At 71.8% G+C, this 23,592-nt stretch carries 27 protein-coding genes; 9 read left to right on the plus strand and 18 right to left on the minus strand.

Going from position 1 to position 23,592, the window contains the following annotated elements; all coding sequences use genetic code 11:
* Window positions 1-11: 11 nt before the first annotated feature.
* A complete protein-coding gene (metF, locus tag ODJ79_RS18085; RefSeq protein ID WP_263024651.1) occupies window positions 12-977 on the minus strand; it encodes a methylenetetrahydrofolate reductase [NAD(P)H] in 966 nt (321 codons plus the stop codon).
* 121 nt (window positions 978-1,098) lie between these two features.
* Between metF and ODJ79_RS18090 the strand changes: the two genes are divergently transcribed.
* Window positions 1,099-2,157, plus strand: coding sequence for a polyprenyl synthetase family protein (locus ODJ79_RS18090; protein ID WP_263024652.1), 1,059 nt, complete (start codon window positions 1,099-1,101; stop codon window positions 2,155-2,157).
* A gap of 3 nt (window positions 2,158-2,160) precedes the next feature.
* Here ODJ79_RS18090 and ODJ79_RS18095 read toward each other — a convergent pair whose 3' ends face one another.
* The 4 genes from ODJ79_RS18095 to ODJ79_RS18110 form a co-directional block, all read right to left on the minus strand.
* Entirely contained in the window at window positions 2,161-2,460 is a 300-nt protein-coding gene (locus ODJ79_RS18095) for a lycopene cyclase domain-containing protein (RefSeq protein WP_263024653.1), read from the minus strand.
* Window positions 2,457-2,783 (minus strand): lycopene cyclase domain-containing protein, encoded by a 327-nt coding sequence (locus ODJ79_RS18100; protein WP_263024654.1) that lies wholly within the window; start codon window positions 2,781-2,783, stop codon window positions 2,457-2,459. Before ODJ79_RS18100 ends, ODJ79_RS18095 begins: the two co-directional genes overlap by 4 nt.
* Window positions 2,783-3,133 carry an Rv2175c family DNA-binding protein gene (locus ODJ79_RS18105; RefSeq protein ID WP_263024655.1) on the minus strand — a complete coding sequence of 117 codons (351 nt, stop codon included), beginning with the start codon at window positions 3,131-3,133 and terminating at the stop codon, window positions 2,783-2,785. Before ODJ79_RS18105 ends, ODJ79_RS18100 begins: the two co-directional genes overlap by 1 nt.
* Before the next feature lie 89 nt (window positions 3,134-3,222).
* Entirely contained in the window at window positions 3,223-3,726 is a 504-nt protein-coding gene (locus tag ODJ79_RS18110) for a hypothetical protein (RefSeq protein ID WP_263024656.1), read from the minus strand.
* A 360-nt stretch (window positions 3,727-4,086) separates the two neighbouring features.
* Between ODJ79_RS18110 and pknB the strand changes: the two genes are divergently transcribed.
* Window positions 4,087-6,018, plus strand: coding sequence for a Stk1 family PASTA domain-containing Ser/Thr kinase (pknB, locus tag ODJ79_RS18115; RefSeq protein ID WP_263024657.1), 1,932 nt, complete (start codon window positions 4,087-4,089; stop codon window positions 6,016-6,018).
* On the plus strand, window positions 6,009-6,866 hold the full coding sequence (locus tag ODJ79_RS18120) for a deoxyribonuclease IV (protein ID WP_263024658.1): 858 nt from the start codon (window positions 6,009-6,011) through the stop codon (window positions 6,864-6,866). Before pknB ends, ODJ79_RS18120 begins: the two co-directional genes overlap by 10 nt.
* Window positions 6,867-7,182: 316 nt before the next feature.
* Here the strand turns inward: ODJ79_RS18120 and ODJ79_RS18125 are convergent, their stop codons facing one another.
* Complete coding sequence (locus ODJ79_RS18125; protein ID WP_263024659.1) at window positions 7,183-8,064, minus strand: LysR family transcriptional regulator; 882 nt, start codon at window positions 8,062-8,064, stop codon at window positions 7,183-7,185.
* A 72-nt stretch (window positions 8,065-8,136) separates the two neighbouring features.
* On the opposite strand from ODJ79_RS18125, the gene ODJ79_RS18130 reads away from it, so the two are divergent.
* The 3 genes from ODJ79_RS18130 to ODJ79_RS18140 all read left to right on the plus strand — a co-directional run bounded on the left by ODJ79_RS18130 (window position 8,137) and on the right by ODJ79_RS18140 (window position 9,921).
* The gene (locus ODJ79_RS18130) at window positions 8,137-8,844 is read left to right on the plus strand and encodes a glutamine amidotransferase-related protein (RefSeq protein ID WP_263024660.1); all 708 of its coding nucleotides are present in this window, start codon (window positions 8,137-8,139) and stop codon (window positions 8,842-8,844) included.
* Between the two features lie 65 nt (window positions 8,845-8,909).
* Window positions 8,910-9,359 carry an excisionase family DNA-binding protein gene (locus tag ODJ79_RS18135; protein WP_263024816.1) on the plus strand — a complete coding sequence of 150 codons (450 nt, stop codon included), beginning with the start codon at window positions 8,910-8,912 and terminating at the stop codon, window positions 9,357-9,359.
* 4 nt (window positions 9,360-9,363) lie between these two features.
* On the plus strand, window positions 9,364-9,921 hold the full coding sequence (locus tag ODJ79_RS18140) for a PIN domain-containing protein (protein WP_263024661.1): 558 nt from the start codon (window positions 9,364-9,366) through the stop codon (window positions 9,919-9,921).
* 39 nt (window positions 9,922-9,960) lie between these two features.
* On the opposite strand, the gene ODJ79_RS18145 is transcribed toward ODJ79_RS18140, so the two are convergent.
* The 5 genes from ODJ79_RS18145 to ODJ79_RS18165 all read right to left on the minus strand — a co-directional run bounded on the left by ODJ79_RS18145 (window position 9,961) and on the right by ODJ79_RS18165 (window position 15,498).
* Window positions 9,961-10,956 carry a sialidase family protein gene (locus tag ODJ79_RS18145; protein WP_263024662.1) on the minus strand — a complete coding sequence of 332 codons (996 nt, stop codon included), beginning with the start codon at window positions 10,954-10,956 and terminating at the stop codon, window positions 9,961-9,963.
* 18 nt (window positions 10,957-10,974) lie between these two features.
* Window positions 10,975-11,424 carry a hypothetical protein gene (locus ODJ79_RS18150; RefSeq protein ID WP_263024663.1) on the minus strand — a complete coding sequence of 150 codons (450 nt, stop codon included), beginning with the start codon at window positions 11,422-11,424 and terminating at the stop codon, window positions 10,975-10,977.
* Between the two features lie 42 nt (window positions 11,425-11,466).
* Window positions 11,467-12,495, minus strand: coding sequence for a threonine aldolase family protein (locus ODJ79_RS18155; RefSeq protein ID WP_263024664.1), 1,029 nt, complete (start codon window positions 12,493-12,495; stop codon window positions 11,467-11,469).
* Entirely contained in the window at window positions 12,488-13,894 is a 1,407-nt protein-coding gene (locus tag ODJ79_RS18160) for a class II 3-deoxy-7-phosphoheptulonate synthase (RefSeq protein ID WP_263024665.1), read from the minus strand. The genes ODJ79_RS18155 and ODJ79_RS18160 overlap by 8 nt, the downstream gene beginning before the upstream one ends.
* Before the next feature lie 125 nt (window positions 13,895-14,019).
* Entirely contained in the window at window positions 14,020-15,498 is a 1,479-nt protein-coding gene (locus ODJ79_RS18165) for a glycosyl hydrolase family 18 protein (RefSeq protein WP_263024666.1), read from the minus strand.
* A 272-nt stretch (window positions 15,499-15,770) separates the two neighbouring features.
* Here ODJ79_RS18165 and ODJ79_RS18170 point away from each other — a divergent pair, with 272 nt between their 5' ends.
* Window positions 15,771-16,448 carry a DUF429 domain-containing protein gene (locus ODJ79_RS18170; protein ID WP_263024667.1) on the plus strand — a complete coding sequence of 226 codons (678 nt, stop codon included), beginning with the start codon at window positions 15,771-15,773 and terminating at the stop codon, window positions 16,446-16,448.
* Here ODJ79_RS18170 and ODJ79_RS18175 read toward each other — a convergent pair.
* Window positions 16,435-17,412, minus strand: coding sequence for a zinc-binding dehydrogenase (locus ODJ79_RS18175; protein ID WP_263024668.1), 978 nt, complete (start codon window positions 17,410-17,412; stop codon window positions 16,435-16,437). The genes ODJ79_RS18170 and ODJ79_RS18175 overlap by 14 nt on opposite strands.
* A 55-nt stretch (window positions 17,413-17,467) precedes the next feature.
* Here ODJ79_RS18175 and ODJ79_RS18180 point away from each other — a divergent pair, with 55 nt between their 5' ends.
* Window positions 17,468-18,253: an AraC family transcriptional regulator gene (locus ODJ79_RS18180; protein WP_263024669.1), complete on the plus strand. Its 786-nt coding sequence runs from the start codon at window positions 17,468-17,470 to the stop codon at window positions 18,251-18,253.
* 27 nt (window positions 18,254-18,280) lie between these two features.
* Here ODJ79_RS18180 and ODJ79_RS18185 read toward each other — a convergent pair whose 3' ends face one another.
* The 4 genes from ODJ79_RS18185 to ODJ79_RS18200 all read right to left on the minus strand — a co-directional run bounded on the left by ODJ79_RS18185 (window position 18,281) and on the right by ODJ79_RS18200 (window position 21,642).
* Entirely contained in the window at window positions 18,281-18,754 is a 474-nt protein-coding gene (locus ODJ79_RS18185; RefSeq protein WP_263024670.1) for a carboxymuconolactone decarboxylase family protein, read from the minus strand.
* A gap of 29 nt (window positions 18,755-18,783) precedes the next feature.
* The gene (locus tag ODJ79_RS18190; RefSeq protein ID WP_263024671.1) at window positions 18,784-19,662 is read right to left on the minus strand and encodes a sigma-70 family RNA polymerase sigma factor; all 879 of its coding nucleotides are present in this window, start codon (window positions 19,660-19,662) and stop codon (window positions 18,784-18,786) included.
* A gap of 66 nt (window positions 19,663-19,728) precedes the next feature.
* Window positions 19,729-20,553, minus strand: coding sequence for a pyrroline-5-carboxylate reductase (gene proC / locus ODJ79_RS18195; RefSeq protein ID WP_263024672.1), 825 nt, complete (start codon window positions 20,551-20,553; stop codon window positions 19,729-19,731).
* Window positions 20,554-20,613: 60 nt separating this feature from the next.
* Window positions 20,614-21,642 carry a 6-phosphofructokinase gene (locus tag ODJ79_RS18200; protein WP_263024673.1) on the minus strand — a complete coding sequence of 343 codons (1,029 nt, stop codon included), beginning with the start codon at window positions 21,640-21,642 and terminating at the stop codon, window positions 20,614-20,616.
* Window positions 21,643-21,878: 236 nt separating this feature from the next.
* Between ODJ79_RS18200 and ODJ79_RS18205 the strand changes: the two genes are divergently transcribed.
* Entirely contained in the window at window positions 21,879-22,112 is a 234-nt protein-coding gene (locus ODJ79_RS18205) for a PLDc N-terminal domain-containing protein (RefSeq protein WP_263024674.1), read from the plus strand.
* A gap of 8 nt (window positions 22,113-22,120) precedes the next feature.
* On the opposite strand, the gene ODJ79_RS18210 is transcribed toward ODJ79_RS18205, so the two are convergent.
* Both ODJ79_RS18210 and ODJ79_RS18215 read right to left on the minus strand, forming a co-directional pair.
* Window positions 22,121-22,609, minus strand: coding sequence for a polyadenylate-specific 3'-exoribonuclease AS (locus tag ODJ79_RS18210; protein ID WP_263024675.1), 489 nt, complete (start codon window positions 22,607-22,609; stop codon window positions 22,121-22,123).
* 24 nt (window positions 22,610-22,633) lie between these two features.
* Complete coding sequence (locus ODJ79_RS18215) at window positions 22,634-23,488, minus strand: phosphotransferase enzyme family protein (protein WP_263024676.1); 855 nt, start codon at window positions 23,486-23,488, stop codon at window positions 22,634-22,636.
* Window positions 23,489-23,592 lie beyond the last annotated feature (104 nt).

Genomic DNA, 23,592 nt, shown 5'->3' on the forward strand with positions numbered 1-23,592 from the left:
ACACGGCCCGGTCAGGCGGCCGCGGCGATCTCGCCTGTGCCGTCGCCGGCGGGCGGCGTGGAGGAGCCGACCGCCTTCGGCGAGAGCAGCTGCCACACCTCGCGGGTCGCCGTCGAGCGGTTGAGCGTGATGAAGTGGATGCCCGGCACGCCCTCGTCGAGCAGCCGGGCGCACATCTCGGCGCACAGCTCGACACCCAGTGCCCGCACGGCCGCCTCGTCGCCGGCCACCCGCTCGAAGCGCTCGAGCAGGTGCGGCGGGAACGGCGCCCCGGACAGCTGGCTGGACCGCTCGATCGTCGCCATCCGGGTCACCGGCATCACGCCGGGCACGATCGGGGTCGCGCAGCCGGTGGCGGTGACCCGGTCGCGAAGGCGCAGATATTCCTCCGCGTCGAAGAACATCTGGGTGATGGCGAAGTCGGCGCCCGCGCGGCATTTGCGGACGAAGTTTCGGGTGTCGCTCTCGACGTCGGGCGAGCGGGGGTGCTTGTAGGGGAACGCGGCCACCCCGACGCTGAAGTCGCCCGACTCCTTGACCAGGCGCACGAGGTCCTCGGCGTAGAGCACGCCGGCGGGGTGGCGCACCCACTCGCCCATCGGGTCGCCCGGCGGGTCGCCGCGGACCGCGAGCACGTTGCGGATGCCCGCGCCGGCCAGCCGGCCGATCACGTTCCGCAGCTCGGCGACCGAGTGGTTGACCGCGGTGAGGTGAGCCATCGGCAGCAGCGTGGTCTCGCTCGCCACCCGCTCGGTGACGGCGACCGTGGTGTCCCGCGTGGTGCCGCCGGCGCCGTACGTGATCGAGACGAAGCTGGGCAGCAACGGCTCGAGCTCGCGGATGGCCCGCCAGAGCAGCTGCTCGCCCTCGGGCGTCTTGGGCGGGAAGAACTCGAAGGAGAACGTGGGATCGGCGGCCCGGATCAGCTCACCGATCGCCGGTGTGCGGGGGAAGCGTGAGGGGAGTCCGAGTGCCACGACGAAGACTGTACCGGCTGCCCAAGATATTTGTGAGGTGGCATAAAGCGCACAAAACGGTAACCCCGGGTCGGGTACCCGGCCGATGGCCGCCCGGGGCGAGCCGATTAGCGTCTGACGGGTGACTTCCCCCGTTGAGCTGGCCGGACTGCGCCCGCGCGTCGACAAGGCGCTCGCCGCGTTCCTGGCCGAGCAGCGCACCCGGCTCACCGCGATCGACCCGGCGCTGGCGGAGGTGTCTGACGCGCTCGAGGACTTCGTGCTCGGCGGCGGCAAGCGGCTGCGCCCGGCGTTCGCCTACTGGGGCTTCCGCGGCGCCGGCGGCACCGACTCGGACGCCGTGGTGGCCGCCGTGTCCGCGCTCGAGCTGGTGCAGGCGAGCGCGCTGATCCACGACGACCTGATGGACGCCTCGGACACCCGGCGCGGCGAACTGTCGGTGCACCGCCGGTTCGAGCATCGGCATCGGCTGGCCGATTGGCGGGGGAAACCGTCCGGGTTCGGCGAGAACGCCGCGGTGCTGCTCGGCGACCTGGCGCTGGTCTGGTCGGACGAGCTGCTGCACGCCTCGGGGCTGGGCCCGGCCGAGCTGGTCCGGGCCCGCCCGGTCTTCGACGAGATGCGCACCGAGGTCACCGTCGGCCAGTATCTGGACGTGCTGACCCAGGTGACGGCGGACACGTCGCTGGAGCGGGCCGGCAAGGTGGCCCGGTTCAAGTCCGCGAAGTACACGGTCGAACGCCCGCTGCTGCTGGGCGCCGCGATCGCCGGCGGGACGTTCGAGGTGGCCGCGTCGTACACGGCGTTCGGCCTGCCGCTGGGCGAGGCGTTCCAGCTGCGCGACGACATCCTGGGCGTCTTCGGCGACCCGTCGCAGACCGGCAAGCCGGCCGGCGACGACCTGCGCGAGGGCAAGCGCACGTACCTGATCGCCGCCGCCTTCGGCCTGCTCGGGGACGCGGAGAAGGTCGAGCTCGACGCGGCGCTGGGCGACCCGGAGCCGGACGTTCCGCGGCTGCGCGCGCTGATCCGGGAGTGCGGGGCGCTGGCCGCCACCGAGCGCCGGATCGACGAGCTGATGTCGGCCTCGCTGGCCGCGCTCGAGGCCGCCCCGATCGACGAACAGGCCCGCACCGTGCTGCACGCCCTCGCCGACGCCGCCACCCGCCGTACTGTCTAGTTCCTAGTTCACGCCGCGGCGGCCCCACCACACCCACAGGTCGAGGGTGAGCAGCACCATCGCGAACCCGAACAGCAGGTCCTCCACCGGCGCGTACGCGATCCGCCACCCGAGGATCGCGCCCGGGTCGTACCGCACGATGGCGCGGCCGGTCAGGATGCCGTTCGACAGGAGCTGGAAAAAGAGGATCAGCGGGTACGTGGCCCAGAAGACCACCCGCCCCAGCAGCCGGACGCGCAGCACGAACAGGTCGAGCGCCACCGCGACCAGGACGCCCAGGACCGCCGCCGCCGTGTAGGTCATTCGTCGCCGGCCGGGCGGCGCAGCACCTTACCCACCGCCTCGAAGCCGAGCACCGCGCAGACCGGCACCACCAGGAAGAACAGCACCTCGTCGAGCGGCAGGCGGCCGGGGAACACCACCCCGGTCATCTGCGACTCGTCGAAGTGCCAGTGCCCGGCCGCGATCGCCGCCAGGTCCCACAGCACGAAGACCCCCGCGACCGGCAGGACGGTCAGCAGGAGCCGGCGCCACCGCCGGAACACGCCGACCCGCAGCACGGGCTCCAGCCAGATCGCGGCGAGCAGGCAGCCGGCCAGGACCGACACGTACGCCAGATGGCGCATCAGAAACCGAGGGCCTGCGCCCGCCGCTTCACCTCGCGGGCCCGGGGGCCGCCCAGGCCGAGCGCCGCGTTGCCGTCGAGATCAGAGTCGGGCTGGTACAGCCACCGGAGGGCCTCTTCGTCGTTATACCCGGCGTCGCGGAGCAAGGTCAGCACGCCCGGGAGGTGTTTGAGCACGGTGCTGTTAGCCAGCAGTTCGGCCGGAACCTGCCGGACGCCGTCGTGCTTGACCGCGAGCAGCTGCCCGTCGCGGATCATCTGGTGCACCTTGCTGATCGACACGCCGAGCTTCTCGGATGCGTCCGGCAGGTTGACCCAGGCGGACGGCGCGGCGGTAACGGATTCGCTCACTCCTACAGCGTGCCAGATCGGAGAACCAACGCGATGAGCCTGTTGCGGACAGTCCGTGCCGAGTGGTCCGGAGCGCTTCGATCGGTGCGCTACGACGTGAGCGGGCGGCCGGCCGAGCCACCGGAGCGCGGTCCGGACGTGACCTCGACCGGAATGAACACCTTCGGCGGGCTGCTGTCGGCCGGGGAACCCGCCCGGAGGCCTTCGGCCCGCGGTCCGAAGGTCCGCAGGTCGCGGCGGGCCGCGCTGGTCACGGCGCTGGGCGCGCTCACCGTGGTGGGTGCGGCCGGCGCGTACCTCGGGGTGGTGAACGGCCTGGGTTCGTTGCTGAACGGCCCCGAGGCGGAGGCGGGCACGGTCCCGGCGCGGGCGGGCGCCGCCGATGCACCGAACTCCGGGATCGGCCGCGGCCCGGCCAGGCCGAAGAGTCCGGCCAGCCGAAGCGGGCCGATACCGGCGACGACGCCGATCCCGGCCGGCTCCGCCGCGCCGGCCGCCGCCACCAGCCCCGCGACCGCCGCCGCGGCCGCCACGACCGGTGCCACCCCCACGGCGGCCGCCGCGGCACGCAACGCGACTCCGACTTGGACCACCGGTCCCGCGGCCGGTGAGTGTTTCACCTTCCTCGACCTGAGCGCCCGGTTTCGGGTGCTGGGCGCGTGCAGCGCGCCCCCGGTCCCCACGCCGACCGCTCCGCGGAGCGTGCCCACGCCCAGCGAGTCCGCGAACCCGGGCGACGACAACGACGACCTGTGGCCGAGCGAGACCTTTGCCACACGCAGCGATTCGGCCGATCCGCGCTATTACCCACATGCCTGGCATCGGCGTCGACACCACTAAATCAGCTTTTGTCGGGGCAGAACACCCGCGGGTCGCCGCTGTGCGTACCCGTTTGGACTCAGCTATGACATCCTGATCTGCCCTCAGCCGAAAGACACATACACTTCACGCCGATGGACACCACAGTCGCCGACACGTTGATCGGCACCACGATTGACGGCCGCTACCGGATCACCGGTCGCGTGGCTCGTGGTGGCATGGCGACCGTTTACACCGCCGTTGACCAGCGACTCGAGCGCACTGTCGCCTTGAAGATCATTCATCCTTCGCAGGCGACGAATGTCCACTTCGTGGACCGGTTCACCGACGAGGCCAAGACGATCGCCCGGCTCACCCACCCGAACGTGGTGGCGGTCTACGACCAGGGCCGGCACGTCGGCCTGCCCTACCTGGTGATGGAGTACGTGCAGGGCAGCACCCTGCGCGACCTGCTCAACGAGCGCCGCCGGCTCAGCCCCGTCGAGGCCTGCGCGATCCTCGAGCAGATGCTCGCCGCGATCGCCGCCGCGCACCGCGCCGGCCTGGTGCATCGCGACGTGAAGCCGGAGAACGTGCTGGTCGCCGCGGCCCCCAGCGGCGGCGCGGCCAACCTGGTCGACGCCGTCGTGAAGGTCGCCGACTTCGGGCTCGCCCGCGCCGTCGAGGCGAGCAGCGTCGACGAGTCCGGCCAGCTGATGGCCACGGTGGCGTACGTCGCGCCCGAGCTGGTGACCGACGGCCACGCCGACGCCCGCACCGACGTCTACTCGGCCGGCATCGTGCTCTACGAGATGCTCACCGGCCGCGTCCCGTTCGACGGCGAGGACCCGGTCGCGGTGGCCTGGCAGCACGTCGACAACGACGTGCCGCTCCCGTCGCAGACCGTCAAGGGCGTGCCCAAGGCGCTCGACGACCTGGTGGCCTGGGCCACCCGGCGCGACCCGGGCGCCCGCCCCACCGACGCCGGCGCGATGCTCTCCGCGGTGCAGTCGGTGCGCGACGACCTGGGCGCGCAGAACGTGCAGACCGCGCTGCTGCGCCAGGTGGCACAGACCCGGCACGCCGCCGCCGACGCGACCGCCATGGTGCCGGCGGTGACCGACCGGCCGAGCTGGGCGCGCCTGCCCGAGCAGAGCCGCAACGCGCAGACGTACCGGCGCGGCGACCCCGGCCTGCGCCCGGCCGGCGGGATCGACCGGCGGCGCATCTTCCTCTCCGCGGCGATCGCGGTGATGGTGCTCGTGGTCGTCGGCAGCACCTGGTGGGTGACGCTGGGCCGCTACACGGAGACGCCGACGCTGGTCAACATGACCAAGGAGCAGGCGCAGCTGTACGCCCGGCAGCACAACTTCGAGCTGCTCACCGCCGACGGCACGTACAGCGAGACGATCCCCAAGGACACCGTGGTCAGCCAGAAACCCGGCCCGCAGGAGCGGATCGTCAAGGGCGGCGCCATCACGATCACCCTGTCCCTGGGTCCGGAGCGCTTCGAGGTGCCCGACCTGGCCGGCGTCGAGGTGGCCTCGGCCAAGACCGAGCTCGCCCAGGCCCACCTGCAATACAAGGAGGGCGCCGGGCAGTACAGCGACACCGTGCCCGAGGGATCGGTGATCTCCACCAACCCGGCGAAGGGCACCGAGCTCAAGAAGGGCGAAACGGTCACCGTCGTGGTCAGCAAGGGCCGGGCGCCGATCCAGGTGCCCAACCTGGTCGGGATGAACATCAACGCCGCCCGCAACCAGCTGCAGAGCCTCGGCCTGACCGCCGTCGAGCGCTACAAGGACAGCGACCAGCCGGCCGACAATGTCATCGCGCAGTCGCCCAAGCCGGGCACCGGCGCGGCCAACGACGCCGAGATCACCCTCGACGTGAGCAAGGGCCCGCCGCTGGTCACCGTGCCGGACGTGAGCAACCAGCAGTGCCAGCAGGCGCAGCAGACGCTGCAGCAGGCCGGCCTGCAGGTGCAGATCGTCGGGTTCAACCCGAACGGCTTCGTCCGCGGGCAGAACCCGCCGGGCAACACCCAGGTGCAGCCGAACTCGCAGGTGGTCATCCAGTGCTTCTAGACCGCCGGATCGGGTCGCACACCAAGACGTCGGGCGGCCTGGCCAAGGCGGCCCTCCCGTACGTGGACGCGGCCGGGTCGGAGACGCTGCAGGTCTACGTCTCCAACTCGCGCGGATGGGCGTTACCGCCGGGCGACCCGAAGCAGGACACGCTGTTCCGCGACGGGATCGGCGAGCGCGGGCTTCCGGCGTACATCCATGCGTCGTTGCTGGTGAATTTGGGCTCGCCGACCGAGCTGACGGTCGAGCGCTCGGTCGCCACGCTGGCCCACTCGCTGGAGCGGGGCAGGGCGATCGGCGCGAGCGCGGTGGTCTACCACGCGGGCAGCGCGGTCGACGCCGAGCACGAGGCGAAGGCCCTGCATCAGCTGCGCGAGGCGCTGCTGCCGCTGCTCGACGACGCGGCCGCGCGCGGCCTGCCCAAGCTGCTGGTCGAGCCGAGCGCCGGCGGCGGCCGCAGTCTCGCGTCGAAGGTGCAAGATCTCGGCCCCTACCTGGCCGCCGTCGAGCGCCACCCGTGGCTGGGCGTCTGCTTCGACACCTGCCACGCCTGGGCGGCCGGCCACGACCTGGCCACCCCCGGCGGCATGACGGCGACGCTCGACGCGCTGATCGCCACGGTCGGCCCCGACCGGCTCCTGCTGATCCACGCCAACGACTCCAAGGACGAGTGCGGCTCCACCCGCGACCGCCACGAGACGATCGGTCAGGGCCGGATCGGCACCGCGGCGTTCGCGGAGCTGATGACCCACCCCGCGACCGCCGGCATCCCCGTCATCGTCGAAACCCCCAGCGTCGAGCACGAGGGCCACGCGGCCGACATCGCCCTGCTGAAGTCGTTGCGCTAAAGATCAAATTCATTTTCCGGTACGGGACGGTCGAGTCCCCGGTGCAGCGCCTCGCGCCGTCGTGGGTCACCCTCCGCGCGCGGCCGCCGGGTTGTCCTGCATGGCTTCGCGGCGCTGCCGCCCGTCACCCTCGACGTGCGGCCGCCCCGCCGGCGCGCCGTCACCCGTCACCCTCGGCGTGCGGCCGCCCGCCGGCGCGCCGTCGCCCATCACCCTCGATGTGCGGCCGCCCCGCCGGCGCGCCGTCGCCCGTCACCCTCGTCCCTCGGCCGCCCCGTCGCCGTCGTGGCGCGGCCGCCCCGCCGTCGCGCGGAGCTCACCCGGCCACGCCGAGCAGCGCGGCGAGGCGGTCGGCCGGTTCGTCGGCGACCGCCGCCGGCAGCCGCAGCAGCTCGACCCGGTGCACGAGCCGGGGTGCGCCGATCGGCACGCCCGCGAGCCCGGGATGGGTGGCGACCAGCGGGCCGGGCAGCACCGCCAAGCCGTGGCCGCCGGCCACCAGGCCGGCCAGCACCGCCGCGTCGGTGCCGTCGTAGCGCAGGCCCGCCCGCAGGCCGTCCACCGGCAGCCGGGCGAAGGGCGCCACCTCGGGTGCGTCGATCCAGTACGCGTCGGCCAGGTCGGCCAGGTCCACCGAGGACCGCCGGGCCAGCGGATGCGCCGCGGGTACCGCCACCACGGCCGGGCTCTCGGCCAGGCCCAGCGCTCGCGGGCCGCCCGCGCCCGGCTCGGGCAGGCGCAACGGATCGTTCGGGGCGGTGAAGCCGTCCACCAGGCCCAGGTCGATCTCGCCGGTGGCGACCGCCTCGACGATCCGATCCCGGTCGGCGACCCGCACCCGGGTGCGCAGCCGCGCGGACTCGGCCCGGATCGCGGCCAGCGCGCCGGCCACCGGGTCGGACCAGGCGAGCGGGGTCAGCCCGGCGATCAGCCGGCCGGGCGGGGCGACGGCCCGGGTCACGTCGGCGCGGGCGGCTTCCAGGCGTACCAGAAGAAGGTTTGCGTGCCTTCTCAGCCGCTCGCCGGCCGGGGTCAGCGCCACCGGGCGGCGACTGAACAGCGGGGTGCCCAGGTCGGCCTCGAGCGCGGCGACCTGCTGGGAGACCGCCGACTGGGTGTAGCGCAGGCGCTTCGCGGCGGCCGAGAACGAGCCGGTGTCGGCCACCGCGAGGAACGTGCGAAGCAGGTGAGGGTGCACATAAGCGATGCTAATGCCGCGACCGTTTTTCATCGTTAGACGTGATCTCGGATCGGGCCGCAGCATGGACGCATGATTTCGATTGCCCTGGTGGGAGACCGCTCCCCCGCCGTGCGCGCGCATTCGCGCATCGCCGTCATCCTGGACGCGCTCCGCGAGCAGGAGCAGATCGACCTGGACGCCTACTGGATACCCACCCCGGACGCGACCGACCCGGCGGCGCTGCGCGGGTTCGCCGGCATCTGGCTGGTGCCGGGCAGCCCGTACCGCAGCGAGCAGGGCGCGATCGTCGCGGCCCGCACCGCGCGCACCGAGCGGATCCCGTTCCTCGGCACCTGCGGCGGCTTTCAGCACGCGATGCTGGAGTTCGCCCGGGACGTCTGCGGCCTGCCCGCGGCGCGGCACGCCGAGAACTCGTCCGACACCGGGCCGGATGCGCTGATCACCGAGCTGTCCTGCTCGCTGGCCGGGCACGAGGGCGCGATCAACCTGGTCGCCGGGTCGCGCATCGAGCGCCTGCTCGGCACCACCCGCACGATCGAGCGCTACCACTGCGCGTACGGCGTCGCGGCCGGCTACATCGACCTGCTCGCCGCGCACGGCATGCTCTTCTCCGGGCACGACGACGCCGGCGAGGTGCGCGCCGCGGAACTGCCCGGCCACCCGTTCTTCCTGGCCACGCTCTTCCAGCCGGAGCTGCACACGGACGGCGTACACCCGGTGGTCCGCGGCTTCGCCCGAGCCGCGGTCACCGCCGCCGGCGCCCTCCAAGCGCAGTAGGCCATCGGCACCGTTGCGGTTGTTGCGTTGGTTGCGGATAATTCGTTTACGGTGGGGAGGTGGAGATGTCAGTAACGAGCCAGGTCAAGCCGGATGCCGAGGCGATCGCCGTGGCGGCGGAGGCGCTGCCCCGAGTCCAGGAGTACCTCCGCACCCATCCGCAGGGGCCCGCCATCGTGCAGATCGTCGACGACGAGGGCAACGAACTCGTCGTCCCGCGCGGTGCCGTCGAACTCCTTGCCCGGGTTCTGGCGCATATGGCGAACGGTCACAGCGTCTCGGTCGTGCCCGATCACGCCGAGCTCACCACCCAGCAAGCTGCCGAACTGCTGAACGTGTCGAGGCCCTACCTGATCGGCCTCCTGGAATCCGGCGAGATCGAGTTCCGCAAGGTTGGTACTCATCGACGCGTGATGGCCGGCTCGCTGATGGAATACAAGCACCGGGATGACCTCAGACGCAGAGTCGCGGCAGACGAACTTGCGCAGATCGCACAGGACATGGATCTGAGCTGACGCCGTGACCTTCGTTGTCGTGTACGACGCTAGCGTTCTGTACCCCGGCACGCTGCGAGATTTGCTTCTCCGGATCGCACAGTCGGGTCTGGTGCAAGCCAAATGGACCGACGACATCCTCGACGAGATGTTCTCGGCGCTACGTCGGCAACGCCCCGATCTCGACGCCGCACGGCTGGACCGAACCCGATCGCTGATGGGTACCGCTGTCCGAGATTGGAAGGTCAGTGGTTATGCAGATCTCATCGAGACGGTGAAGCTGCCCGATCCAGATGATCGGCATGTGCTTGCGGCGGCGATCAAGGCACGGGCGCAGGTCATCGTTACGGCGAACCTGCGTGACTTCCCCACGGCGGACCTACACAATTGGGACATCGATCCGAAATCACCTGACGAGTTCGTCCGAGATCAGATCAGTCTGGACCGCGGCAAGATTTACGCTTCCTTGCAGCAGATCGCAGACTCGTGGAAGAGACCGCCCGGCACCATCGAGGATGTGCTCGATCGGCTCGAACGCTCCGGCCTGGCAATCAGCGTCGCGGAGCTGCGGGCTCGACCGTGACTTACGCCGACGAGCGTGACGGGAATCCAACCCACCCGGTCAGCTTGGGAAGTCGGCAGCCTCGGTAAAGACGCCGACGACCGTCGCGGCGGGCACGTCGAAGCCCAGCGTGAGGAAGCGGCCCGGCGCGACCTCGGCGCTGGACGGATTGGCCTGGTCGGGGTGGCCCGAGTCGTAGAGCAGCACGTCCGGGTAGCCGTCCCAGTCGCCCGCCGGGTCCCGCACCAGCCGGCCCACGGTGAGCCGCCGCTCGGCGAACCGCTTGCCGACATCCCCGTACGTGACCAGCACCTCGCCGGTGCTCAACGGCAGCGCGTGGTGCGAGGAGGCCGGCATGTCGGTCCGCTTCGGCTCGCTCCACGTGCGGCCGCCGTCGGACGAACGGGACAGGTACGCGTGCACGACATCCGTCCGGATCAACGACACCACCTCGTCGCCGACCACGGTCAGCGTCGGCTCCTGGAAGTTGATCCCCTCGCCCGCCGCGATCGTCACCTCGCCGCCCCAGCTGCGACCCCCGTCGGAGCTGCGCACGGCCGACGCCTGCCACCACTTCTCGTCGGCTCGGTGGCCGTAGATCGGATACAGCAGGTCACCGCCCGGCAGCTCGACGACCGCGCCGTGCGAGGCGTGCCAGGCGTCGATGCCGCCGCCGGTCATCCCCATGCCCGCCACGACCGGCTCGCCCCACGTGCGGCCGCCGTCCTCGCTGCGCCGCACGAACGTGCCGTGCGTGGTGTGCCGAGGACCGCCGCTCCAGTCGATCACGAAGTAGCTCAGCAGGACCGTTCCGTCCGCGAGCCGGGCCAGCTTGGGATCGCGGTCGTCGTACGAGCCGTCGACCGCGACCCGCGGCTCGCCCCAACTGCGGCCGCCGTCCTCGCTGTCGACCACGCTGATCCGCCCGTGCGGGCCTAAGTGGCCGGTGCCCTCGCGAAAGGCGGCCAGCAGGCGGCCACCGCCGAGACTCACGACGTCGGGAAAGTGGGCGACCAGACCGTCACCGGCCCGGGCCACCACGATCGGCTCCGGCACGCCCCCGACGTTACCCGCTCAAAGGAAACCGATCGCGTCCGCGTAGTAGAGCGAGTCCTCCAGATGGAAGGCGATCTCGCGCGGCGTCCAGGCGTCGCGGTCGCGCCGGTCGAGCTGGGCCGGGCCGAGCGCGCCCAGCCGCACCGCGTAGATCTGGGCGAGCCGGGTCAGCCGGCTGCGGGCCTCGTCCAGGTCCTCGGCGGTGAACGGGGCGAGGTCGGCCGGGGTGGTGCTGGCCGACGCGTGCCAGTGGTCGGGAATGGTCGGCACGCCGGCCACCCGGGCCTCGATCTCGGCGAGGTGGTCCACGAGGTGGTCGGCGACCCGGCGGATCGCCTTGTGCGGGGTGTAGATCCGGTCGTCGATCGGCCGGGGCACACCGTCCCAGGCCGTCCAGGTCGCGGCCCGGTCCAGTACCTGCTCGACCAGCGTCGTCACCACGCCCGCCGGATCCCGTTGCTCAGTCATGCCGGTCAGTAGAGCGCGCGGACGCTTCGGTGCCCGCCGAACCTACCGGCTCCGGTCGAGGATCTCGGAAAGCACCGTGATCGCCTGGTCGAGGCCGTTGTCGTCGACGTCCAGGTGGAACACGACCCGGGCCAGGTGGGGCAGCATGGCCGCGATGTGGACGTCCCGCTTCGCGGCCTCGGCGGCCAGGGTCGGTGCGTCGATCGAGGTCGCGCCGAGGTCGACCGGGACGAGATTGGTGCGCACGTCGTCCGGATCCACCACGCCGAACTTCGACAGGGCGGCCGCGAGCTTGGCCGCGCGGGCATGGTCCTCGGCCAGGCGGTCGACGTTGTGCGTCAGCGCGTAGTCGCCGGCCGCGGCCAGGATGCCGGTCTGCCGCATGCCGCCACCCATCCGCTTCCGGATGACCCGGGCTCGCGCGACCCGCTCGGCGCTGCCGACCACCAGCGAGCCGACCGGGGCGCCGAGCCCCTTGGAGAGGCACACCGAGAGGGTGTCGAAGAGCGCGCCGTACTCGGCCAGCGGAACGCCGTCGGCGACGTGCGCGTGCCAGAGCCGGGCGCCGTCGCAGTGCAGCGACACGCCCGCCTCGTCGGCCGCCTCGCGGAGCGAGCGCAGGGTCGCGAGCGGGACGACCCCGCCACCGCCGAGGTTGTGCGTCTGCTCCACCGCGATCGCCGCGGTGGGCAGCGACGGATAACCCCGCGGGCGGATCATGCCGGCGATCTGCCCGGCGTCGAGGCCGGCACCCACCGCCGGCCAGGTACGCGTCGAGATGCCGCCGATCGCCGCGGCGGCACCCAGCTCGTACGTCACGACGTGCGCGTCCGCGCCGGCCAGCAACTCGCCGCCGGCCGGCGTCACGAGTTGCAGGGCGATCTGGTTGGCCATCGAGCCGGACGGGGCGAACAGCGCCGCCTCGTGCCCGAAGAGCTCGGCGACGCGCGCCTCCAGCGCGTTGACGGTCGGATCGTCGCCGAAGACATCGTCCCCGACGACCGCCTCGGCCATGGCGCGGCGCATCCCCAGGGACGGCCGGGTCACCGTGTCCGAGCGCAGGTCAACCACGGAGCATCTCCGCCACCAGGAACGCGAGCTCGAGGCTCTGCTGCGTGTTCAGCCGCGGGTCGCAGGCCGTCTCGTACCGGTCGGGGAGGTCGAGGTCCTCGATGCCCTGCGCGCCGCCGAGGCACTCGGTGACGTCCTCGCCGGTGAGTTCGATGTGGATGCCGCCCGGATGGGTGCCCAGGCCGCGGTGCACCTCGAAGTAGCCGAGCACCTCGTCGACGATCCGGTCGAAGTGCCGGGTCTTGTAGCCGTTCGACGACTCGTGGGTGTTGCCGTGCATCGGGTCGCACTGCCAGACGACCTTGGCGCCGGCCGCGGTCACCTTCTCCACGACCGGGGGCAGCGTGTCGCGCACCTTGCCGTTGCCCATCCGGCTGATCAGCGTGAGCCGGCCGGGGATGTTTTCCGGGTTGAGCTTCTCGCACAGCTCGATCGCGGTCTCCGGGCTGGTGCCGGGGCCGAGCTTGACGCCGATCGGGTTCGCCACCCGGCTGATGAAGTCGATGTGCGCGTGGTCGAGCTGCCTGGTCCGCTCACCCACCCAGAGAAAATGACCACTGAGACCGTACGCCCGGCCGTCGCTCACCCGGGTCAGCGCGCGGTCGTACTCCAGCGCCAGCGCCTCGTGCGAGCAGTACAGGCTGACCGTACGCAAGGCCTCGCTGTCGGTCATGCCGCAGGCGCGGATGAAGTCGAGGGCGCGGTCGATCTCGCGGGCGATCGCCTCGTACCGCTCGCCGGCCGGCGAGGCACGGACGAAGTCCTTGTTCCAATCGTGCAGGCCGTGGAGGTCGGCCAGCCCGCCGGACAGGTACGCGCGGAGCATGTTCATCGCGGCCGCCGAGTTCGCGTACGCCCGAATCATGCGCTGCGGATCGGCCACCCGGGCCGCCTCGGTCGCCTCCAGCGAGTTGATCAGATCGCCGCGGTACGCGGGCAGACCGAGCGAGTCGGTCGGCGCCGAGCGCGGCTTCGTGTACTGGCCGGCGACCCGGGCGACCTTCACCACCGGCATCGACGCGCCGTAGGTGAGCACGACCGCCATCTGCAGCAGCGTGCGCGCGTTGGCCAGCAGGTGGCTCTCGGTGTTGTGGTCGAAGGTCTCGGCGCAGTCGCCGCCCTGCAGCAGGAAGGCGCGGCCCTCGCACACGTCGGCCAGCTTGGCCCGCAACTGGTCGACCTCGTACGGCGCGACGATCGACGGGACGTTGTCGAGGACCTTGCACACCGAGGCCACCTCGTCCATGTCCGGCCAGGGCGGCATCTGGACGCGCGGCAGCGACCGCCAGCGGTCGAGGCCGAGCGCTTCGTCCTCGGCGGAGTCGGTGGACGGGCGGGACGTCTGGAAGGCCGGGTTGCCGACCCCGGGGTAGCTCAACTGGTGCCACTCTCGGCGCATGCGGAAAGCCTACGAAAGCGGGGCACCCGGCGTGCGCCCGGTGCCCCGCTTCTCACCTGAGGAGATGAGAATTCAGTTCAGTCTTCAGTCCGCTCAAGGGCGGCGGGTGGGGTGGTCGGATGGGTTTAGAGGTTGTTCTTGATGGCGGTGATCAGTTCACCGTTGCTCGTGTCGCCGGAGAACTCCCAGAAGAAGGCGCCCGCGAGACCCTGGTTCTTCGCGTACGTCATCTTCCCGGCGACCGTCGCCGGGGTGTCGTAGCCCCACCAGTTGCTGCCGCAGTAGGCGTACGCCGTCCCGCCGACCGTGCCGGTGGCCGGGCAGCTGTTCTTGAGGACCTTGTAGTCCTCGATGCCCGCCTCGTAGGTGCCGGGCGCCGCGCCGGTGGCCGTGCCGCCGGGCGCCGACTGGGTGACCCCGGTCCAGCCGCGGCCGTAGAAGCCGATGCCGAGCAGGATCTTGTTGGCCGGCACGCCCTTGGACTTGAGCTTCTGGATCGCCGCGTCCGCGTAGAAGCCGGCCGTCGGGATGCCCGCGTACGAGGTGAGCGGCGAGTGCGGCGCGGTCGGGCCCTGCGCGTTGAACGCCCCGAAGTAGTCGTACGTCATCGGGAAGACCAGGTTGAGCTTCTGGATGCCCGACGCGTAGTCGGCCACGTCGAGCTTGCCGCCGTTCGAGCCGTCGGCCGAGATCGCCGAGGTGATGAGGAAGCTCGAGCCGAACTTGTTGCGCAGCGCGGTGATCACGTTGTTGTACGCGGCCGGCCCGGACGCGTCGCACTGGAGGCCGCAGGCGTTCGGGTACTCCCAGTCGATGTCGATCCCGTCGAAGACGTCCGACCAGCGGGAGTCCTTGATCAGGTTGTAGCAGGAGTTGGCGAACGCGGTCGGGTTCGCGGCGGCCTGGGTGAAGCCGCTGGACCAGGTCCAGCCGCCGAACGACCAGATCACCTTGATGTTCGGGTACAGCTTCTTGAGCTTGCGCAGCTGGTTGAAGCTGCCGCGCAGGGCGCCCGCGTCCCACGTGTCGGCGACGCCGTCCACGCTGTTGGCGGTCGTGTACGCCATGTCGTAGTCGGCGTACGAGTCGCCGATCGAGCACTGCCCGTTGGAGGTGTTGCCGAACGCGTACAGGATGTGGGTCAGCTTGGCCGCGGAGCCGGAGGTGACGATGTTCTTCACGAAGTACTGGCGGCCGTAGACGCCCCACTCGGCGAAGTAGCCGACGACGTTCTTGCCGCTGGGGCCGGAGGTCGGCGACGTGGTGGGCGGCGTCGTCGGCGCGGTCGTGGGTGCCGTGGTCGGCGCGGTGGTGGGTGCCGTGGTCGGGGAGGTGGTCGGGGTCGTGCCGCCGTCACAGGCGCCGTTGTCGATCCAGACGTCCCACTGGCCGCTGTGGGTGGCGGGGGACTCGTTCTGCGTCCACCACTTGGCGGTGTAATTGTGACTGTTCTGAGAAGCGACGTTGTCCTTGACGTACACGGCGGTGGAGGACCAAGCGGGGGCACAGGCCACCGCGGCCGAGGCCTGGGTGAACGGCACCATCGCGGTGGCGGCCACCGCGAGGACACCGGCCCAGAGAGCGCGGCGGAGGGATGTCTGCACTTCTTCGTCTCCTCGTGAACGGTTAAGAAACTTTCCAAAAAGTTTGCTGTTGAGACGGTAGTCACACGTATTCACAATCGTCAAGATGCGAAATCCGGATTAAGCATGGTCGTAACTTCCCGCCGACGATCCGTACGGGGTGCACACGAACGGACACTGCGCGTAGTCTCTCGTCATGACCATCTACGACGTCGACCTGAACGCCCTCACCGGCTCCGCGCTCCCGGTGGTCAATGTGGCCGCAGGCTGCGGGCCGACCCGCTGAGCGGCCGATGAGCATCCACGTCATCGGCGTCGACGCGTACGCGCTCGGCTGGGTCGGGGTCGAGCTGCGCGACGGCCTGTTCGGCCGGGCGGTGCTCGCCGCCTCGCTGTACGAGATCGTCACCAGCAGCTCGGGCGCCGCGGTGATCGGCGTCGATATCCCCCTCGGCATGCTCCCCGACCGCTGGCGGGCGGCCGACACGCTCGCCGCCGACCAGCTCGGCCCCCGCCGCGGCAGCATCTTCCGGGTGCCACCGCGCGCGGTCTGGCAGGAGGCCGACTTCGCGGCGGCCAACCGGGCCTGCCGCGAGCTGACCGGCTCCGGCCTCAGCCGGCAGTCCTGGGCCCTGCGCCCCAAGCTGCTCGAGGCCAACGCAATCTGGGAGCGGCACCCCGGCCTGCTCTTCGAGGCGCACCCCGAGGTGTCCTTCCGGGCGATGGCCGGCGAGCCGCTGCAGCACGCCAAGAAGACCTGGGCCGGCCAGGCCCGGCGCCGGGAGCTGCTGGCCCGCAACGGCATCGTGCTGCCCGACCAGATCGGCCCGGCCGGCCAGGCGCCGCCCGACGACATTCTGGACGCGGCCGCGGTCGCCTGGTCGGCGCATCGGATGGCGACCGGCACCGCGCTGAGCCACCCGTCCCCGCCCGAGGAGTGCAACGGCTCGAAGATCGCTATCTGGTACTGACGACCACCTTGCCGGTCGCCTCGTCGTTCTCCAGGTAGCGGTGCGCCGCGACGATGCCGTCCAGCGGGAAGACCCGGTCCACGTGCGGCCGGTAGACGCCGGCCGCGACCGCGTCGACGACCCGCTGCAGCGCGGCGGCGTCGCCCTTGACGTCGTCGCTGTGGAAGGCGGTGAGCCGGGTGCCGGACGGGATCATCGCGATCGGCTCGAAGTCCGCGATCAGCCACCCGCTGAGCGAGCCGGCGACGCAGACCGTCCCGCCCCGGCGGACCAGGCGCAGCGAGTCCACCGCCGTGCGCGCCCCGACGAGGTCCAGCACGTAGTCGGGCCGGCCCTCGTCGCCGTCGCCGTGAACCTGCCCGAGCGGCCGGCCGTCGTCGATGAGGACCTGCCCGGCTCCGGCCGCCCGCAACGCGGCCGCCTTGTCGGGCCGGCGAGTGGTCGCCGCGACCTCGACCCCGTGAGCCGCGGCGATCGACACGGCGGCCATCCCGACCGACGAGGTGCCGCCCCGGACCAGCAGGCGGCTCCCGGACCCCATCGCCAGCGCATCCAGTGCGCCCCGCGCGGTCAGGTACGTCTCCGGTAACGCGGCCAGCGTGTCCCAGGGCAACATCGTGCTGACCGGCATCAACAGAGCGTTCGGCAGCAGCGCATACTCCGCGTAGCCGCCGTCGAACTGCCGGCCCATCTCCCCCATCACCGCGGCGACCGTCGCACCCTCGGGCACCGCCGGATCGGTCGATGCCGCCACCACACCGACGCACTCGATGCCCAGTACCCGCGGGAACCGCACGCCCGGCGAGTGCCCCTGCCGGGTGCGCAACTCGGAGCGGTTCAGACCGGCGGCCATCACCCGCACCAGGCTCCAGCCCGGCCGGACCGCCGGCACCGGCAGCTCGCGGATCTCGAGAACCTCCGGGCCCCCGGCCCGTACGCAAACAGCGGCTCGCATCGTCGTCATGCCGTGAACTGTCGCCGGGCGGGGGCGCGGCGGCCTACCGATAGAATGCCAAGTTATGCCCGTATCACGCCTGTGGCCGTCGGCGGGCATGCACCTGTGGCCCTCCGGCGGGACAAGTCCGGTCGACTCCCACTCCCGCGGACACCTGGTGTACGCGGCCCGCGGCGTCCTGTCGGTGCACACCGACCACGGCACCTCGGTCGTCCCGGCCAACCGGGTCGCCTGGACCCCGGCCGGCTTCACCCACCAGCACCGCGCCCACGGCGACACGGACATGCGCATCGTCTTCCTGCCGGCGTCGATCGCCCGGCTCGTGCCGGACCGCCCGGCCGTGTTCCTCGCCTCCGGCCTCGCCCGCGAGGCCCTGCTCGCGCTGGCCGGCCCCCGCGACTTCGACCGCGCCGGGCGAGCCCGCCTCCAGCGTGTGCTCGTCGACGAACTGCGGGAGGCGCACGAGGAGCCGCTGCATCTGCCGGAGCCGCGCGACGACCGGCTGCGGGCCGTCGCACGGCTGCTCCACGAGAACCCGGCCGACAACACGCCGCTGGCCGGGCTGGGCCGGCAGGTCGGTGCCGGCGCCCGTACGCTCAGCCGGTTGTTCCACGACGAGCTCGGGATGACCTTCTACGAGTGGCGCACCCAGCTGCGGATCTACCACGCGCTGGTGCTGCTCGCCGACGGGCACGACACCACGCGCGTCGCGCACGCCTGCGGCTGGGCGAACCCGAGCGGGTTCATCGCGGCCTTCACCGGGATCCTCGGCGTCACCCCCGGCCGCCATCGGCACGCGGCCGGGCTGACCGGCGCCTCGCCGGCCGCCATCGGCACGCGGCCGGGCTGACCGGCGCCTCGCCGGCCGCCACCGGGCTCAGATCGGCAGGTGGCCGGGCTGATAGTCGCCGCCCGGCTGGCGGGTCATGACGTTCATCCGGTTGAAGGCGTTGATCAGCGCGACCTGGCAGACGATGGCCAGCAGCTGCGGCTCGTCGAACTGCTTCGCGGCGCTCGCCCAGGCCTCGTCCCCGACCCCGCCGCCGTCCGCGAGCCGGGTGCCCAGCTCGGCCAGCTCGAGCGCGGCCCGCTCGCTCTCGGTGAACACGGTCGCGTCCCGCCAGGCCGCGACCAGGCTGAGCCGCAGCGGCGTCTCGCCCGCCGCCAGGGCTTCCTTGGTGTGCATGTCCAGGCAGCCGGAGCAGCCGTTGATCTGGCTGGCCCGGATCCGCACCAGCTCCAGCGTCGCCGGCGGCACGCCCGCGGCGGCGGTGGCGGTCGCGGCCGCGATCAGGTGCTTCGCGAACCTCGGGACGAACTCGATGTCGAAGGGGTTGAGCCGGGCTTCCATGGGGACCTCCTCGTCGGTGGTGCTTCCACCTACTTGGACGAGGACGGCTGCTCCGGCGTAACACCGAGGGCCGCCAGGCGCCGCGGGTTGCTGATCGACACGATCTCCACGATCCGGTCGCCGGCCACGGTGCACGCCAGCAGGCCCACCGCCTTGCCGCTCGGGGTCCGGACCACCACGCCGGGCTCGCCGTTGACCAGTGCCGGGTGCGCGGTCACCGTGGCCCGGAACCCGCGCCGGACCGCGGCCACCACCTCGGCCGCGCCGTGCCGGACCACCAGTCCGTGCGCGTAGTGCGAACGCCAGGTCACCTCGGGGTCGAGCACCCGCATGAGCCCCTCGAAATCGCCGTCGTGCGCCGCGGCGAGGAAGGCGTCGACCACGGCGCGCTGCCGGCGCCGTTCCGCGGCCGGGCGATCCGTTCCCCGGACCTTCCGGCGGGCCCGGCTGGTCAGCATCTTGGTGGCGTCGGTTGACCGGCCGATGATCTCGCCGACCTCCGCGAACGGCACGCCGAACATGTCGTGCAGCACGAAGGCGAGCCGCTCGGCGGGGCCGAGGGCATCCAGCACGACCAGCAGCGCCGACCCGACCGACTCGGCCAGCAGTGCCTCCTGCTCGGGCAACGTGCCGTCGTCCTCGAGCACGATCAACCCGGGCAGCCCGTCGTCGTACGACGTCTCCGGCCGGGCCGCGCGCGAGCGGAGCACGTCGATGCAGACCCGGCCGACCACGGTGGTCAGCCAGCCGCTCAGATTGCCGATCGTGCCCGCGTCCTGGCGGGCCAGCCGCAGCCAGGCCTCCTGCACCGCGTCCTCGGCGTCGGCCCGCGAGCCGAGCATCCGCTGTGCCACCGCCACGAGGCGGCCGCGCTGCTGCTCGAATGCTCCCGCCAGTGCGTCGGTCATGCTGTCACCTTTCCCGAACCGTTCCCGTCTTGAAGGTGACGAAACCGGTCCGACCCGGGTAACAGATCAGGGCTTCGGCTGGGCCATCTGGACCGCTATCTCGGACGCGCGGTCGCGGGCGGCCTCCAATGCGGACAACAGCGCCGCGCGTACGCCGTGCTTCTCCAGCTCGCGGATCGCCGAGATGGTCGTGCCCGCCGGCGAGGTCACCGCCTCGCGCAGCTTCACCGGGTGCTCGCCGGTGTCGCGCAGCATCACCGCCGAGCCGACCGCGGTCTGCACGATCAGCTCGTGCGCCACCTGACGCGGCAGGCCGAGCAGGATGCCGGCGTCGATCATCGCCTCGACCAGCAGATAGAAGTACGCCGGGCCGGAACCGGAGAGCGCCGTCACCGCGTCCTGCTGCGACTCGGGCACCCGCAGGGTCTTGCCGAGCGGCTGGAAGATCTCCTCGGCGATGGCCAGGTGCTCCTCGGTCGCGTACGGGCCCGGGGAGAGCACGGTCATCGCCTGGTCGACCAGCGCGGGGGTGTTGGTCATGACCCGCACGATCGGGATGCCGCCGGGCAGCCGGTCGGCGAAGAAGCTGGTGGTCAGCCCCGCGCAGAGCGACACCACCAGCGTTCCCGGCGGAACCTTCATCCCGAAGTCGTCCAGCAGCTTCGCCGCGTCCTGCGGCTTCACCGCGATCAGCAGCACGTCGGCCTGGGTGACCGCGGTCAGGTTGCGCACCGGGCGGATGCCGTAGCGCTCGGCCAGTTCGGTGGCGCGCTCGGGACGCCGGGTGGTGGCCAGCACCTGCTGGGTCGGCCAGCCGGAGCGCAGCAGTCCGGAGAGGACGAGCTCGCCGAGCTTGCCCGCACCGATCACCGCGACACTGTGCTTGGTCATATGAGCCTTCCCGAAAAATGAGGGGCGACCGCGCGGCCGCCCCTCATTCCGAACGCCGGATCAGCTACCGAAGAAGACCTCGGCCTCTTCGTAGCGGGAGAGCGGGACGGTCTTCAGCTCGCCGGTGCCCTCGATCAGCGGCACGCGGACGATGTCGGTGCCCCGCAGCGCCATCATCTTACCGAAGTCGCCCTCGTGGACGGCGTCGATCGCCTGCAGGCCGAACCGGGTCGCGAGCACCCGGTCGAACGCGGTCGGGGTGCCGCCGCGCTGGATGTGACCGAGGACGACCGTGCGGGCCTCCTTGCCGGTCTTCTCCTCGAGCTGCTCGGCCAGCCACTGGCCGATGCCGCCGAGGCGGACGTGGCCGAACGAGTCGAGCTCCTGGCTGACCAGCTGCATCTGGCCCTCGAGCGGCTGCGCGCCCTCGGCGACCACGACGATCGGCGCGTACTCGACCTGGAAGCGCTTGGTCACGTAGGTGGCGACCTGCTCCACGTCGAAGTTGCGCTCCGGCAGCAGGATCACGTTGGCACCGCCGGCGAGGCCGGCGTGCAGCGCGATCCAGCCGGCGTGCCGGCCCATGACCTCGACGACCAGGGTGCGGTGGTGCGACTCGGCGGTGGTGTGCAGCCGGTCGATCGCCTCCATCGCGATGTTCACCGCGGTGTCGAAGCCGAACGTGAAGTCGGTCGCGTTCAGGTCGTTGTCGATCGTCTTCGGCACGCCGACGACGTTCACGCCGAGGTCGCTGAGCTTGGTCGCGACGCCCAGCGTGTCCTCCCCGCCGATCGCGACCAGCGCGTCGACGCCCTGCTCGGCCAGGTTGGCCTTGATCTTCTCGACGCCACCGTCGATCTTGAACGGGTTGGTGCGCGAGGAGCCCAGGATGGTGCCGCCGCGCGGCAGGATGCCGCGGACCTCCGCGATGCCGAGCGGCTTCGTCAGGCCCTCCAGCGGGCCCTTCCAGCCGTCGCGGAATCCGACGAACTCGTGACCGTACGCGGCGACGCCCTTACGGACCACCGCCCGGATCACCGCGTTGAGACCGGGGCAGTCGCCGCCTCCGGTGAGCACGCCGATACGCATGTTTTGCTCGTCCTCCCTGAATCGGGTTGCGAGAAGCTGATAGCCCGTCGAGCCCCAGGGAGCGTTCTCTTTCGGCAGCGCTGCCGGCCCGGGGCGGGCCGCAAGCGAACTCTAGCTGCCCGCGGCGTCGCCGGTTCATCTGGCCCGGGCGAAAGCGCCCCCCGCCGACCAGCCTAGACACGTGCCGAGCCGCCGGGGTGCAGACTTGGCACGATGCGAGCACTCGGGAGGGTGAGATGACGCAAAAGCCGTCACCACGCGAGCGGTGGAACGCCATGGCGCCGTGGCAGCGCACCGGCACGGTGGTGCTGGGCGTGCTCGAGATCGTCGCCACCACGGCGGCCGTCGTCGACCTCGCCCGCCGCCCGGCCGGCCTGGTCCGCGGCCCGAAGGCGCTGTGGTGGCCGGCGCTGGTGGTGCAGCCCTTCGGCCCGCTCGCCTACCTGCTGCTGGGCCGCCGCGAAGACTGAGCGGCCCCCTAGCCCTTCATGGCATTCCAGCGGGCCAGGTTGTGGCGGGCGTCGACCAGGGCGTCGTGGCGGCCGGACATCGCGGGCAGATGCGGGCGGCCCTGGTCGTCCCAGAGCTGGCGCAGGTCCTTGGTGAAGCGGGGGATCTCGCGGGGCAGCGCCGGCATCGCACCCCACAGCTGGGCGAGGGCCACATGGTCGTACGCCGCGAACCAGGCCCACAGCTCCATCTGCTCGTCCCGGCCGCGCAGCGGCTCCATCAGGAACGCGTACAGGTCGTCGCGGATCCGCTCGCGGGAGCGCCACGCCCGGTCCGAGGGGGACGGGAGCTTGTCGAGCACGTTGCGGCGTACCCAGGGAATCGCCTTGGTGTCGTCGAACTCGGTGCTGACCGCGTAGAACTCGCGGCCGAACTCGTCGACGACGCCGATCGACACCAGGTCGACCACCCGGCCGTCCTCGATGAACTCGCAGTCGTAAAAGTATCGGTACGTCATCTCGCCCACCATCCTGGCCGATGGTCAACCCGCCGTCGCCTCCAGGGCCTGTTTCGCGCGGTCCAGCGCCTCGGTGTCGCCGCGCCGGGCGGCCCGGTCGGCACGCACCGCCCAGCGCAGCCGGAGCAGCACGGGCAGCGCCGCCTCCAGCTCGTCGCGGCGTACCGGGCCGGCCGCCAGGTAGCCGTCGATCAGGTCGGTGGCGCGGTACGGGCCGCCGACGTACAGCACGGCCGCGGCCACGTCGTAGACCAGCGGCCCGACCCCGCCGGCGCCGCAGTCGAGCAGCCCGGCGCGCCCGGTGCCGGGGTCGACGACGAAGCTGCTGGGCGCCGGGTCGCCGTGCAGCACGCCGTAGGTGAGCCGATCGGTCACGGTGAGGCGGGTGGCCGCGCCGGCCGCGTCGGCCACGGCCGCGCGGAGCCACGGCTCCGCGGCCAGATGGGGCGCCCGCGGGTCGAGCGGCTGCCACGGACGCAGGCCGGGATGGTGGAAATGCTGCAGGGCCCGGTGTACGGCACCGAGCCGGTCCCCCCACCACTGCTGGTCGATCGGGTCGCCGCCGTCCAGCCGCCGGCCGGGCACCCGGCGCAGCAGGGCGAGCGCCCCGGCCGGGGTCGGCGCGGTGAGGCCGCCGCCGAGGGTGCGGACCGGCTCGCCGACCGCGATGTCCCGGATGCGCAGCCGCTCGGCGGCCAGCAGGCCGGCCTCGACCGGTTGCCGGGCGCCGGCCTCGGCGAGGCGGCAGACGTACCGCTGCTCCCCCGCGGTGATCTCCCAGCCTTGGGACAGCAGCTCCGCCGGCAGGGCGGTTATCTCGCCGGGAGTCAGATGCCACTGGTCCCGCAGGGTCGATCGAACAATGTCCTCATCCGGCACCGCGGGAGTATCTCGGCAAACATCGAAAATCCGACGGACAGGGTGGGCGACAATCACGCCTTGCTATCGAGAGGTTTACAGATAGCGACGCGCGCGGAATGATC

This window comes from Actinoplanes sp. KI2 (genome assembly GCF_025630775.1).
Classification (GTDB): Bacteria; Actinomycetota; Actinomycetes; order Mycobacteriales; family Micromonosporaceae; genus Actinoplanes.